This is a genomic window from Bradyrhizobium sp. USDA3516 (assembly GCF_057651995.1).
Genome location: NZ_JBYGYN010000012.1, coordinates 1 through 13,210, shown reverse-complemented (window position 1 = coordinate 13,210; position 13,210 = coordinate 1). Strand labels below are relative to the sequence as shown.

Sequence of the window (13,210 nt, the reverse complement as noted above, 5' to 3'; positions counted from 1 at the left end):
TCCCGGACGCGGTGCAGCGCTTCTTCAGCGCTGCTCCGCAGAGCCGGGACCCATCTGTCCATTTCCCGTGCTGCCGCATGGGTCCCGGTTCAGCAGCGCATCACTGCGTGCCGCGCTGCGCCCGGGACACGAGGCCGCTTACTGCGCCGCAGCTTCCTTCATATACGCGCGCCAGCCGCCATAAGCGGTGATATCGCGCGCTTCGCCCAGCACCTCCGGTTCGACCAGAAAGCCCTTGACACTGCGGCCATCGGCAAGGCGCACCGTGCCGATCGCCATCGGAGCCGGAATCGCGTTGACGAACGCGCCGAACGCAGCCGCCGACAAGGACCAGATTTCCAGCTCGATAGCAGCACCCGTGCCGGATTCGACGCGCAGCATGCCCGGCTTCGGCGGCGTCGTCTTGAGCGCATAGAGCTTGTAGTCGGGCGCGGTCTTCGTCGCCTCGATCAGCTTTCCGTTCAGCGCGGTCAATTCCCCGTTCAGCGCCATGCCGGTGAGATGCGCGCCGACCACCGCAATCGGGATTTCATCGCCACTGCTTGCGGGCAGCGGCGCGAGGGGGGCCTGCGCCACACCGTTCGCGCCAACCGTCAGTTTCGTATCTGCATGGAACACGCGGCCGATGCTCGCGAGCAGCGCGTCGTGCCCTGCAGGCGCCAGCAGCGTGATGCCGAACGGAATGCCGTCTTTGCGCATAGCGGCCGGCACGGCGAGGCCGCAGAGGTCGAGCAGGTTGACGAAGTTGGTGTAGGTGCCGAGCCGGCTGTTGAGCTCGATCGGATTGGCCAGCACCTGCGCGGTCGTATAGGCCGTCGGCGCGGTCGGCAGCACCAGCGCGTCGATGTTGGCGAACGTGCGCTCGGCGATCTTGCGCAGGCCCTGCAAACGGTAGAGCGCGGAGAAGGTTTCCGCGGCGGTGAGCCGCGCGCCGGCCGCGGTGATCTCGCGCGTGACGGGGTGGATCGTGTCAGGCGCGGACGCCAGCAGGTTCTTGATCACGAGGTAACGCTCGGCGACCCAGGGACCTTCATAGAGCAGCCGCGCCGTCTCGTAGAACGGCTCGAGGTCGAACTCGACCAGATTTGCCCCAAGCGCGGTCCATCGCTTCAGCGCATCGCCGTAGGCGGCTTCCGCCTTCTTGTCGCCGAAAAAGATCAGCTGGCCGTTGCGCGGCACGCCCAGGCGCAGGTTCGCCGGCATCGGCGTGATCGGCTGAAGCGGCCGGTCGCGCGAGAATGGATCGGCCTGGTCGGGGCCGGCCATCACCGACAGCGCGAGCGCGGCATCGTCCACCGTGAGCGCGAACACCGAGATGCAGTCGAGCGTGCGGCAGGCCGGCACCAGGCCTGCGGTCGAGATCATGCCGAGGCTCGGCTTCAGCCCGACGATGTTGTTGAGCATCGCCGGCACGCGGCCCGAGCCGGCGGTATCAGTGCCGAGCGACAACGGCACGAGCCCGGCGCCGACCGCAGTGGCCGAACCCGAGCTCGAGCCGCCGGGAATGAGATCCTCGCGGATCGAGTTCTTAGGGGTGCCGTAGGGCGAGCGCACGCCGACGAGGCCCGTGGCGAACTGGTCGAGATTGGTCTTGCCGATGATGATCGCCCCCGCCGCGCGCAGGCGCTCGACGGCGGTCGAGTCGTGGGTGGGCGTGTAGGAGAAAGCCGGGCAGGCCGCGGTTGTGGGAAAGCCCAGCGCGTCGATATTGTCCTTCACGGCGACGGGCACGCCGTACAGCGGCAGGCTGGCCGCATCCGCCCGGGCCGCCAGCTTCTCCGCTTCCGCAATCGCGTCCTTCTCCTCGCGCAGGCTGATGAACACGGCGGGATCGTCGTAATCGCGGATGCGCCGATAGGTCCGCGCGACCGTCTCTGCCGGCGAAAGCGTGCCCGCGCGGTGCGCGGCCACAATCGCGGCGATCGTTTCAGGCTGCTCGGCCCCCATGGCGGCAAAACTCCGGCAAATCGTCTTCGCCCGGACTGAAGCAAGCGATGTGCCATTGTGTACAGAATCCGGGCAGGATGATCGTGCCGGATCTTATCGTGCGATCAGTGGCTTGGGGGACATTTCGGCCGGCGCCCGGCCGGTCGCCTCAGTGACCTGTCTGCCTAAATCATGGGCAGTCGAGATCAGGTGAAGCCGGAGAGGATCCGGAGCAGCTGTGCCCGGTTCTCTTTGCCGATCTTCGCCTCGACATGCCGCTCGTGCTCGGCCGCGAGCCGCTTGAACTTCTCAAGCGCGGTCTCGCCCTGCGCGGTGAGGTGCAGCGCATGCGACCGCCGGTCCTCTTTCGACTTGATCCGCTTCACCAGCTTGCGCTGTTCGAGGCTGTCGAGCAGGTGCACCAGCCGGGCGCGCTCGATGCCGAGGCGTTTTGCCACCGCCATCTGCGACAGGCCCGGATTGGCGCCGATTACGGTCAGCACAGAATATTGCGTCGGCCTGATGTCGACCTCGCCGAGCGTCCTGATGAAGTCCTGAAAGATCCAGATCTGGAAGCGCCGCACCGCATAGCCGGCGTGGCCGACCAGCGCGTCGAGGCCGACGTCGTCGGCGCCATCGCGTGGTGCTGCGCCGTTGCCGGCGCGCTTGCGCGGGGTGTGGCGGCCGTTGGCCCGGGATGCTGTGGCTGTCACGTCATGTCTCCTGTCGCGCAACCCTAGCGCCCCTGGGCTCGAAGCGAAAGATTGTTGTTGACGACAACAATTGGCGTGCCCAACATTATGATCAAAGCGGCCCGGAACGAGGCCGCGGCCGATCCTGTAACCGGGATGGAGGAGGAAACACATGACAGGCGCCTCACATGGTGACGTTGCAGGGCTGTTCGCAACGCCCAGGACCGTCGCAGAGCATCGGCCCGACGGCAGCGTCGTTCTGCGCTCGCCGGAGCCTCTGGGCGAGTTTGCGCGATGCACCGGCGATTGGCTGGAGCAATGGGCGCAGCAAAGGCCGGATGCGATCTTCCTCGCCGAGCGCGGCAACGTCGAAATGTCCTGGACCACCGTCACCTATGCGCAGGCGCTGCGGAAGGTGCGCGCCGCGGCGTCCTGGATCCTGGCGCAAGGGCTCAGCGCGGATCGCCCGCTCGCGATTCTCTCCGACAACAGCATCGATCATGCGCTGCTCGCGCTCGCCGCCCAGCATGTCGGCGTACCCTCGGCGGCGATCTCGCCGGCCTATTCGCTGATGTCCAAAGATTTCGACAAGCTCAAGAGCATGATTGCGCTGCTCGATCCCGGCGCGATCTACGTCTCCGCGCTCCGGCCGTTCGCACCGGCGCTGGCCGCCGTCAAGCCGCTGCACAACGCACAGATCATCAGCGGCAATGCCGATGACACTGAGGTGCTCGCGTTCCGCGTCATTGCGGCAACGGCCGAGACGCCCGACGTCGCAAAGGCCTTCGCCGCGGTGACGCCTGATACGATCGCAAAATTCCTGTTCACCTCGGGTTCGACCGGCACGCCGAAGGCCGTCATCAATACCCAGCGCATGCTGACGTCGAGCCAGCAGGCCAAGGCCCAGACCTGGACCTTCCTCGAACGGAGCCGCGATCTCGTCATTCTCGATTGGCTGCCCTGGAGCCACACCTTCGGCGCCAACCACAATTTCAACCTCGTGCTGCGCAACGGCGGCTCGCTCTACATCGACGGCGGCAAGCCCGCGCCCGGCCTGTTCGCGACCTCACTCGCCAATCTGAAAAGCGTGATTCCGACGGTCTATTTCAACGTGCCGCGGGGCTTCGACATGCTGATCGCGGCACTGCGCAGCGACGAGGAATTGCGCCGCCGCTTCTTCGGCGAGGTGAAATTCGCCTTTTATGCCGGCGCTGCGTTGCCGCAGAATCTGTGGGAAGCGCTCGAACAGCTCTCGCGCGAGACGGTCGGTCGCACGCTGCCGATGGTCTCGGCCTGGGGCTCGACGGAAACCTCACCGCTCGCCACCGATTGTCATTTCCTCGCCGAGCGCTCCGGCAATATCGGCGTGCCCATTCCCGGCACCGAGCTGAAGCTCGTCACCTCCGGCGATAAGCTGGAGGTGCGGGTGCGCGGTCCCAACGTCACGCCCGGCTATTGGAAGGCACCGGAGCTGACCAGGCAAGCGTTCGACGAGGAGGGCTTCTACCTGATCGGCGACGCCGTGAAGCTTGCCGATGGCGCGCGGCCCGAGCGCGGCCTGTTCTTCGACGGCCGCGTTGCCGAGGACTTCAAGCTCAATTCCGGCACCTGGGTCAACGTCGGCGGCTTGCGCGTCGCCGGCATCGCCGCGCTGGCGCCGCTCGCGCAGGACATCGTCGTCGCCGGTCACGGCGGCGACGAGGTGCGTTTCCTGGTGTTTCCGAACATCGTGGCCTGCCGCGCCGTTGCCGGTCTGCCCGAGACCGCGGCGGCCAGCGACGTGCTGGCGCATGACATGGTCAGGGCCACGATCGCCCAGGGTCTGGTGAAGCTCAAGCAGCAGAGCGGCAATTCCTCCGGCCACGCCACGCGCGCGCTGCTGCTCGCAGAGCCGCCGTCGGTTGACGGTGGCGAGATCACCGACAAGGGCTACATCAACCAGCGCGCCGTGCTGACGCGCCGCGCCGATGCGGTGGCGCGGCTGAATGATGACGCCTCGGGTGAGTGGATCGGGTTGTAAAGGCCGAGTTAGCGACGCCACATTCCGCTGTCATTCCGGGGCGCGCCTCTTGGCGCGAGCCCGCAATCCATTTCACCACAGGGGTGGTGCACGATGGATTCCGGGTTCGCGCTACGCGTGCCCCGGAATGACGGTGGGATACGCCAGCAACCTTTCCGCATTATCTTGCCGATTCTTTTGTTGCCTAAGCAACTAATTTATGCGAACCGTTCCAGACAGAGATGACGGCGGGCGAACCGCTGCGGCCTTTTCTGGAGGAAACGATGCTCGGCACGAATGGTGCCGCCGGCAAGCGCCGGCGCACGCCTGGAACTGACGGAAGGTGCCGCCTGACGCGCGCCCCGTCAGGCCTCGGTGCCGGTGACTGCGCCGAGGTTCTCGTGCAGCCGGCGCAAGAGATCGATCAGCACCTCGCGCTCGTCCTTGCTGAGGCAGGACAACAGCCGCCGCTCGCGTTCGAACGCAGCGACGATCACCTTGTCATGGGTGGCGCGGCCCCTTGCCGTCAACGAGATCGAGTGGGTGCGGCCGTCGTTCGGGTCGGTGCGGATCGACACCAGCCCACGCTTTTCCAGCCCTGCCAGGGTCCGGCTCACCGGCCCCTTGTCGAAGCCGATGACGTGGCAAATGCGCGAGGCGGGAATGCCGGGTTCGATCGCCAGCAGCGACATGATCCGCCATTCCGTGACGTTGACGCCGAATTGCTTCTGATAGAACGCGGTCGCGCTGTTCGACAGCTTGTTGGCAATGAAGGTGATGAACGCCGGGACGTAACGGTCGAGATCGAGCGTCGGCCCTGCATCAAGGGGCGCGGGCTTGTGGCGGGCTCTGGTCGAGGACGGCGGCATATCGGGTTTCTAACTCGCGGCGGGCCCAAAGACCTAAGGGCATGCGTCGTCCTTTCACAAGATCAAAATGAGGGAGGTCTTCCATGACCGCATCCGGCTGCGCGGGATCGGGCGCCCCGCATCTCGACGTCGATCCGTTCGACATGAGTTTTCTTGCCGACCCCTATCCCGCGCATGAGCTGCTGCGGGAAGCCGGCCCCGTGGTCTATCTCGACAAGTGGAACGTCTACGGCGTGGCGCGTTATGCCGAGGTCCACGCGGTGCTGAACGATCCCGCCACCTTCTGCTCCAGCCGCGGCGTCGGTCTGTCCGATTTGAAGAAGGAGGCGCCGTGGCGGCCGCCGAGCCTGATCCTGGAGGCCGATCCGCCCGCGCACACCCGCACCCGCGCGGTCCTGTCAAAGGTGCTGTCGCCGACGGTGATGAAGCAGGTGCGCGACCGCTTCGCGGCGGCGGCGGAGGAACGGGTCGACGCGCTGCTCGACCAGCGCAGCTTCGACGCGATCACCGACCTTGCCGAGGCCTATCCGCTGTCGATCTTTCCCGATGCGCTCGGCCTGAAGCCGGAGGGGCGCGAGCACCTGATTCCCTATGCCAGCGTCGTGTTCAACGCCTTCGGCCCGCCCAACCGCTTACGGCAGGAGGCGATCGAACGATCGGCGCCGCATCAGGCTTATGTTGCCGAGCAGTGCCAGCGCGAGAATCTGGCACCCGGCGGCTTCGGGGCCTGCATCCACGCGCAGGTCGACGAGGGTGCTATCACGCCCACCGAAGCGCCCCTGCTGGTGCGTTCGCTGCTGTCGGCCGGCCTCGACACCACGGTCAACGGCATCGGCGCCGCCGTCTATTGTCTCGCGCGCTTCTCCGATCAGTGGCAGCGCCTGCGCGACGACCTCACGCTCGCGCGCGGCGCGTTCGAGGAAGCCGTGCGCTTCGAGAGCCCGGTGCAGACCTTCTTCCGCACCACGACGCGGGAGGTCGAACTCTCAGGTGCGAAAATCGGTGAAGGCGAGAAAGTGCTGATGTTCCTCGCCGCAGCCAATCGCGATCCCAGGCGCTGGGACAAGCCCGACAGCTACGACATCACCCGCCGCACCTCCGGCCATGTCGGTTTCGGCTCGGGCATCCACATGTGTGTCGGCCAGCTCGTCGCCCGCCTCGAAGGCGAAGTGATGCTGACCGCGCTGGCCCGGCGCATCGCAAAGCTCGAGATCACGGGCGAGCCGAAGCGCCGCTTCAACAACACGCTGCGCGGGCTCGACAGCCTGCCTGTGACGATCACCCCGGCCTGACGAGGAGTCTCGATGCCCGCCATTACCTTCATCCATCCCGACGGCAAGTCCGATCGCGTCGAGACCGCAGGCGGCGAGAGCGTCATGCAGGCCGCGACCCGTCACGGCCTCGACGGCATTCTGGCCGAATGCGGCGGCAACGCGATGTGCGCGACCTGCCATGTCTATGTCGACGAGAGCTGGCTCGCGCGCCTGTCTGCGATGGCCGACGACGAGGATGCGCTGCTCGACGGCACCGCCGCTGAGCGGCGACCGACGAGCCGGCTGTCCTGCCAGATCACGATCACGCCCGATCTCGATGGGCTCGTCCTGAAGTTGCCAGAGCGGCAGATCTGATCTGCCATGCCGTCGGATCTTCGCAAAATATCAAACAGGGAGGGAATGATGAAACATCTGAAGTGGACGCTCGCGCTGGCGGCGAGCCTGGTGGCCGGCGCGGCGAGCGCCGAGATCTCGGACAATGTCGTGCGCGTCGGCGTGCTCAACGACATCTCCGGCATCTTCCAGGACACCAATGGCATGGGCTCGGTCGAAGCCGCGCGCATGGCGGCGGAGGATTTCAATGGCGGGGCTAAGGGCATCAAGGTCGAGATCGTCTATGCCGACCATCAGAACAAGGCCGATGTCGGCAATGCGATCGCGCGCAAATGGCTCGACGTCGAGGGCGTCGACGCCATCGTCGACGTGCCCAACTCGGCCGTCGGTCTTTCCATCAACGCGCTGTTGCGCGACAGCCGCATGACCTTCCTGGCGTCCTCGACCGCGAGCTCGGATCTGACCGGCAAGGCCTGTTCGCCCAATACCATCCAATGGGTCAACGACGCCTGGGCGACCGGCAACACCACCGCAGCCGCCATGATGTCGCGCGGCAGCAAGGACTGGTATTTCCTCACGGTCGATTACGCGCTCGGCAAGGGCATCGAGGCGGAGGCGCAGAAATACATCGAGTCCCACGGCGGCAAGGTGCTGGGTTCGTCCAAGCATCCGCTGGGCACCTCCGATTTCGCCTCCTTCCTGTTGCAGGCGCAGAGCTCGAAGGCGCAGGTGATCGGCCTTGCCAATGCGGGCGGCGACACCATCAACGCGGTCAAGCAGGCCGCCGAATTCGGTATCCAGCAGAGCGGGCAGAAGCTCGTCGCCTTCCTGCTCTTCATCAACGACATTCACGGCATGGGCATCAAGGTCGCGCAGGGGCTTCAGCTCATGGAAGCCTTCTATTGGGACATGAACGACGATACCCGCGCCTTCGCCAAACGCTTTGCCGCGCGGCCCGGCATGAACGGCAAGATGCCGAGTGGCAATCAGGCCGGGGTCTATGCTTCCACGCTCGCTTATCTCAACGCCGTCGCCGCCACCGGCAGCGACAATGCCAAGCAGGTCGTGCCCGAGATGAAGAAGTTCAAAGGCAAGGACAAGCTGTTCGGTGACACCACGATCCGTCAGGACGGTCGCGTCGTGCATCCGATGTATCTGTTCGAGGTGAAGAAGCCGGAGGAGTCAAAATATCCGTACGACTATTACAGGCTGGTCTCGACCATTCCCGCCGATCAGGCGTTCCGCCCGCTGGCGGAAGGCGGATGCGAGCTGGTGAAGTAAGAGGTGTTGGACTTCCGAGGCGTGCGGCGGCACTTGCCAAACCAAGAAAGGGAGGTAATAATTATAAAATATAACTAAATAGGGAGGTCCGCCGTGAGGGCTGGCTTGATGTCAACGGCCGCGCTGGCCGCGCTTCTGGTATCGACCGCGCTCGCTCGCGCCGACGAGGGTTGCTCGCCGGCCACCACCGCTTCGCTCGGCATCTCCGGCGTCGAGGTCACCGGGTCGAAAACGCAGGACGCCGCCAACGGTCTCCCCAAGCATTGCATCGTGACTGGCCTTGCCAACCGGCGCACCGGCATCGATGGGAAATCCTATGCGATCGGGTTCGAATTGCGGTTGCCCGCCGAGTGGAACGGCCGCTTCCTGCATCAGGTGAATGGCGGCAATGACGGCGTGATCGTGCCGGCTCTTGGCAGCCTGCCCGAGGGCCTAGCCACCGGTGGCACAGTGCCACTGGCGCGCGGCTTTGCCGTGCTGTCGTCGGACAGCGGTCATTCCGGCTCGGACCCCGCGAACAAGTCGCTGGGCCTGACCGCCGGCGCGGCGTTCGGCCTCGATCCGCAGGCGCGGCGCGACTATGGCTATGCCGCCGACATGACGCTGTCGCCGGTCGCAAAACAAATCATTGCCCTGCATTACGGGCGCAAGCCGGATCGCTCCTATATGGCGGGATGCTCCAACGGCGGGCGTCACGCCATGGTCGCGGCGTCGCGCATGCCGGAAAATTACGACGGATTCCTCGTCGGCAATCCTGGCTTCGACCTGCCGCGCGCTGCGATCCAGCACGCCTGGGACGTACAGGCCTTCCTGAAAGCTGACTCCGATCTGCGCAAGTCCATCACCAAGGAGGACGCTCAGCTCGTTTCCTCGCGCATCACGGAGGCCTGTGATGCGCTCGATGGCGTCAAGGATGGGCTGACGGCCAATCTCGCCGCCTGTCAGAAGGCGTTCGATCTCAAGAGCCTGGTCTGCGCGCCGGGGCAGAACAGCGCCTGCTTGTCCGAGCCCAAGGTCGACGCCCTGAAGATGAGCCTCGCCGGACCGAAGAATTCGAAGGGTGAGCAGCTCTATTCCGACTGGCCCCTCGATGGCGGCATCGGCACGGGCAATTGGCGCACCTGGAAGGTCGAGAGCCCGATCGCGCCCTGGAACAACTATCCGATCATCGCCACCATGGGCGCAGCCTCGCTGAACTACATCTTCTCGACACCGCCAGTCGTGGTCGAAGGCAGCAACGAGAAGCTGGTCGAGGCGCTGAAGTCCTATGACTTCGACAAGGACGCGCCGAAGATTTTCGCCAAGGACGCGACCTTCACGGAGTCGGCCATGGACTTCATGACGCCGCCCGACGTCGACGATCCCAAGCTCGCATCGCTCCAGAAGTCGGGCGGCAAGATGCTGATCTATCACGGCCAGGCCGATCCGGTGTTCTCGGTGAACGATACCATCCGCTGGTACGACCGGCTGAACAAGAACCTGCAGGGGCAGGCCGACACGGTCGCGCGCCTGTTCACGATTCCCGGCGAAACGCATTGCGGTGGCGGCGTCACCCTGGACAGGTTCGATGCACTGACCGCGCTGACCGACTGGGTGGAGAAGGGCAAGGCGCCCGACCGCATCATCGCGTCGGCCAGTCCCGCCAACAAGGAAGTCCCGGCGTCCTGGAGCCCTGGCCGCACGCGCCCGCTGTGCCCGTATCCGAGCTACGCCGCGTATTCCGGGCAGGGCGACAGCGAGGATGCCGCGAATTTCGTCTGCAAGACGCCGTAGCTCATTGCGTATCGGCGGTCTCGTGCCCCGGAGGCGCCTCGTCCGGGACACGAGAGCATCGCTACACCACCTTGCTCGACCCCTGCGTGATCAACCGCGCCGCGCGCTGGTCTCGCGCGTAGATCCAGAGCCAGCTCAGCGCGACGCTGAGGCGGTGGCGCAGGCCAATCAGGAAGTAGATGTGGGCGATGCCCCAGATCCACCATGCGATGGTGCCGCGCAGCTTGACCTTGCCGAAATCGATCACGGCGAGCCGCTTGCCGATCTGGGCGAGGCTGCCGGCATGCTTGTAGCGGAACGGGCCGGTCGCAGCGCCGCGCAGGCGCGCCCTGATGGTCTCGGCGACGTGGCGGCCCTGCTGCTTGGCGGCCGGCGCGATGCCGGGCACCGGCTTGCCGTCCCAGGCGTTGATGCTGACGGTGTCGCCGATCGCGAAGATCTCGGGATGGCCCGGTATGGTGAGGTCGGCCTCGACCAGCACGCGTCCGGCGCGATCGTGCGCTGCGCCCAGCCATTCGGCGGCGGGCGAGGCGCGCACGCCGGCGGCCCAGATTCGTGTCTTCGCCTCGAGCAGCTTGCCGCCGAACACCACGCCCTCGCGGTTGATCTCGGTGACGGCTTGGGCGAGCACGACCTCGACGCCGATCTTTTCCAGCGAGGCCTGGGCATAGGCCGAGAGCTCGTCGGGAAAGCCGGCGAGCACGCGCGGACCCGCCTCGATCAGCACGACGCGTGCCTTGTGCGTGTCGATGTTGCGGAAATCGGCGGGCAAAGTGTGATGCGCCATCTCGGCGATGGTGCCGGCGAGCTCGACGCCGGTCGGGCCGGCGCCGACGATCACGAAGGTCAGCCGCGCCGCGCGCTTGGCCGGATCCGTCTCGCGTTCGGCGCGCTCGAACGCCACCAGGATGTGCCGCCGCAAGGTGGTCGCATCCTCCAGCGTCTTCAGGCCGGGCGCGAACTGCTCCCATTCGTCGTGGCCGAAATAGGCGTGCCGCGCACCGGTGGCCAGCACCAGCGTGTCGTAGGGCACCTCGCTGCCGTCGTCGATCGGTACGCAGCGACGAGCCGTGTCGACGCCGCTCACGGTGGCGAACAGCGTCGTCACCTCGCGTCGGTCGCGCATCAGATGACGGATCGGCCAGGCGATCTCGCTGGTCGCGAGCGAGGCGGTCGCGACCTGATAGAGCAGCGGCTGGAACAGATGATGATTACGGCGGTCGATCAGCGTGATCTCGACGGGAGCGCCCGCAAGCCGGTAAGTCGCCTCGAGCCCGCCGAAGCCGGCGCCGACGATGACGACGCGATGGGGATTTGCGGCCATGACTTAACCCTCGAATCTCGCTGCTGCTCGCCTTCATTTAAGTGCGGATTGGCCGTCGCGGTCCAATAGACGTCATCAATGGGCGAATAGAGGGGATGTATCGATCCGACGCGAAAAAGCGCCGCTGCCTCCCGGACCGGCCCTGGGACGGCCTCGGCCGAAGTGAGTAGAATTATATTTCTTGCCATCGTCGTTCGGGGCGAAATATGGTGCAGGGCGTCCGCTGAGCCATTGGCGGCGCGCCAGATTTTGCGTTCAATAGAGACGGACCTGAAGCGGCGATCACCCCGCTTCCGGGGACCGATAATAAGGAGGGGAGTGGTTATGAGGACGGCATTTTGGCTGGCGGGCGCAGCGGCGCTGGTGCTGGCAAATCAGGCATTCGCCGGCGACACCATCAAGATCGGATTCGTCTCGACCTTCAGCGGCCCGACCGCCGTGATCGGCAACGACATGCGCAATTCCTTCGAGCTCGCGCTCGATCATCTCGGCCGCAAGATGGCCGGCAAGCCGGTCGAGGTGATCTACGAGGACGACGGGCAGAAGCCCGACGTCGGCAAGCAGAAGACCGAGAAGCTGGTGCAGTCGGACAAGGTGGATTTCATCGTCGGCTACATCTGGTCGAACGTGCTCTTGGCCTCGCTCAAGACGGCGGTGGACTCGCAGACGTTCCTGATCTCGGCCAACGCCGGTCCGTCGCAGCTCGCGGGCGAGCTGTGCTCGCCTTACGTGTTCTCGACCTCCTGGCAGAACGACCAGACGCCGCAGGCGGTCGGCACCTATATGAACCAGAAGGGCGTCAAGTCGGTGTTCCTGATCGGCCCGAACTATGCCGCCGGCAAGGACATGCTGGCCGGCGTCAAGAGCACCTTCAAGGGGCAAGTCGTGGGTGAGGAATACACGGTGTGGCCGAGCCAGCTCGACTTCTCCGCCGAGCTCTCCAAGGCGCGTGCCTCCGGCGCCGAGTCGATCTTCGTGTTCTACCCGGGTGCTGCGGGCGTGCAGTTCCTGAACCAATATGCGCAAGCCGGCCTGAAGAGCACGATGCCGCTCTACACCGCCTTCACCATCGACGAGCTGTCGCTGCCGCTCCAGAAGGAGAACGCGCTCGGGGTGCCCGGTGCGCAGCAATGGGTCAACGACCTTCCCAACGAGCAGAACAAGCGCTTCGTCGCCGACTACCGCAAGAAGTATACCGGCCTGCGCCCGACCTTCTACGGCGCGCAGTCATATGACGCCGCGAACCTGATCAACAGCGCGGTCGTCGCCGTGAAGGGCGACACCTCCAAGAAGGACGAGATGAAGGCCGAGATGGAGAAGGTCAACTTCAAATCGGTGCGCGGCACGTTCAAGTACGGCAACAACCACATTCCGATCCAGAACTTCTACCTGCAGGACGTGGTCAAGGATTCCGAAGGCCAGCTCGCCCTCAAGACCGTCGCCACCATCGTCGAGAACGACCAGGATCGCTTCCACGAAAAGTGCAAGATGAAGTGAGCTGATGCCAGCTCCGAGTCTCACTGTCCCTTCTCCCCTTGTGGGAGAAGGTGGCGCGAAGCGCCGGATGAGGAGTTGCTTCAGCGAGTTTCAACGCAAGAGATCAAGCGCGGAGAGAGACCCCTCACCCGTCTCGCCGCTGGCGCGGCGAGCCACCCTCTCCCACAAGGGGCCTGTTGCGCTACTGCTTTTTGAGGCCGAAGACGTCAGGAGAGAGGGCCGCAGTCGCGTGGATTGCGGTC

At 65.3% G+C, this 13,210-nt stretch carries 10 protein-coding genes; 6 read left to right on the top strand and 4 right to left on the bottom strand.

All coding sequences use genetic code 11. The annotated features are described in order from the left end of the window. Positions 1–138 precede the first annotated feature (138 nt). Together atzF and AC24YW_RS30800 are read right to left on the bottom strand one after the other, a co-directional pair. On the bottom strand, positions 139–1,947 hold the full coding sequence (gene atzF, locus AC24YW_RS30805; protein WP_487486247.1) for an allophanate hydrolase: 1,809 nt from the start codon (positions 1,945–1,947) through the stop codon (positions 139–141). 185 nt (positions 1,948–2,132) lie between these two features. After that, positions 2,133–2,639 (bottom strand): MarR family winged helix-turn-helix transcriptional regulator, encoded by a 507-nt coding sequence (locus AC24YW_RS30800; protein ID WP_487486246.1) that lies wholly within the window; start codon positions 2,637–2,639, stop codon positions 2,133–2,135. Between the two features lie 151 nt (positions 2,640–2,790). On the opposite strand from AC24YW_RS30800, the gene AC24YW_RS30795 reads away from it, so the two are divergent. After that, complete coding sequence (locus tag AC24YW_RS30795) at positions 2,791–4,638, top strand: feruloyl-CoA synthase (protein WP_487486245.1); 1,848 nt, start codon at positions 2,791–2,793, stop codon at positions 4,636–4,638. Between the two features lie 344 nt (positions 4,639–4,982). On the opposite strand, the gene AC24YW_RS30790 is transcribed toward AC24YW_RS30795, so the two are convergent. Next, positions 4,983–5,486 (bottom strand): MarR family winged helix-turn-helix transcriptional regulator, encoded by a 504-nt coding sequence (locus AC24YW_RS30790; protein ID WP_487486244.1) that lies wholly within the window; start codon positions 5,484–5,486, stop codon positions 4,983–4,985. A gap of 83 nt (positions 5,487–5,569) precedes the next feature. Here AC24YW_RS30790 and AC24YW_RS30785 point away from each other — a divergent pair, with 83 nt between their 5' ends. The 4 genes from AC24YW_RS30785 to AC24YW_RS30770 all read left to right on the top strand — a co-directional run bounded on the left by AC24YW_RS30785 (position 5,570) and on the right by AC24YW_RS30770 (position 10,147). Beyond that, positions 5,570–6,778 carry a cytochrome P450 gene (locus AC24YW_RS30785; protein ID WP_487486243.1) on the top strand — a complete coding sequence of 403 codons (1,209 nt, stop codon included), beginning with the start codon at positions 5,570–5,572 and terminating at the stop codon, positions 6,776–6,778. Between the two features lie 12 nt (positions 6,779–6,790). Continuing rightward, a complete protein-coding gene (locus AC24YW_RS30780; RefSeq protein WP_487486242.1) occupies positions 6,791–7,114 on the top strand; it encodes a 2Fe-2S iron-sulfur cluster-binding protein in 324 nt (107 codons plus the stop codon). A gap of 48 nt (positions 7,115–7,162) precedes the next feature. Beyond that, a complete protein-coding gene (locus AC24YW_RS30775; protein ID WP_487486241.1) occupies positions 7,163–8,374 on the top strand; it encodes an ABC transporter substrate-binding protein in 1,212 nt (403 codons plus the stop codon). Positions 8,375–8,482: 108 nt separating this feature from the next. Further along, positions 8,483–10,147, top strand: a complete 1,665-nt coding sequence (locus AC24YW_RS30770; protein ID WP_487486457.1) for a tannase/feruloyl esterase family alpha/beta hydrolase — start codon at positions 8,483–8,485, stop codon at positions 10,145–10,147. A 61-nt stretch (positions 10,148–10,208) separates the two neighbouring features. Here the strand turns inward: AC24YW_RS30770 and AC24YW_RS30765 are convergent, their stop codons facing one another. Further along, the gene (locus AC24YW_RS30765; protein ID WP_487486240.1) at positions 10,209–11,471 is read right to left on the bottom strand and encodes an NAD(P)/FAD-dependent oxidoreductase; all 1,263 of its coding nucleotides are present in this window, start codon (positions 11,469–11,471) and stop codon (positions 10,209–10,211) included. A 324-nt stretch (positions 11,472–11,795) separates the two neighbouring features. Here AC24YW_RS30765 and AC24YW_RS30760 point away from each other — a divergent pair, with 324 nt between their 5' ends. Continuing rightward, entirely contained in the window at positions 11,796–12,968 is a 1,173-nt protein-coding gene (locus tag AC24YW_RS30760; RefSeq protein ID WP_487486239.1) for an ABC transporter substrate-binding protein, read from the top strand. Positions 12,969–13,210 lie beyond the last annotated feature (242 nt).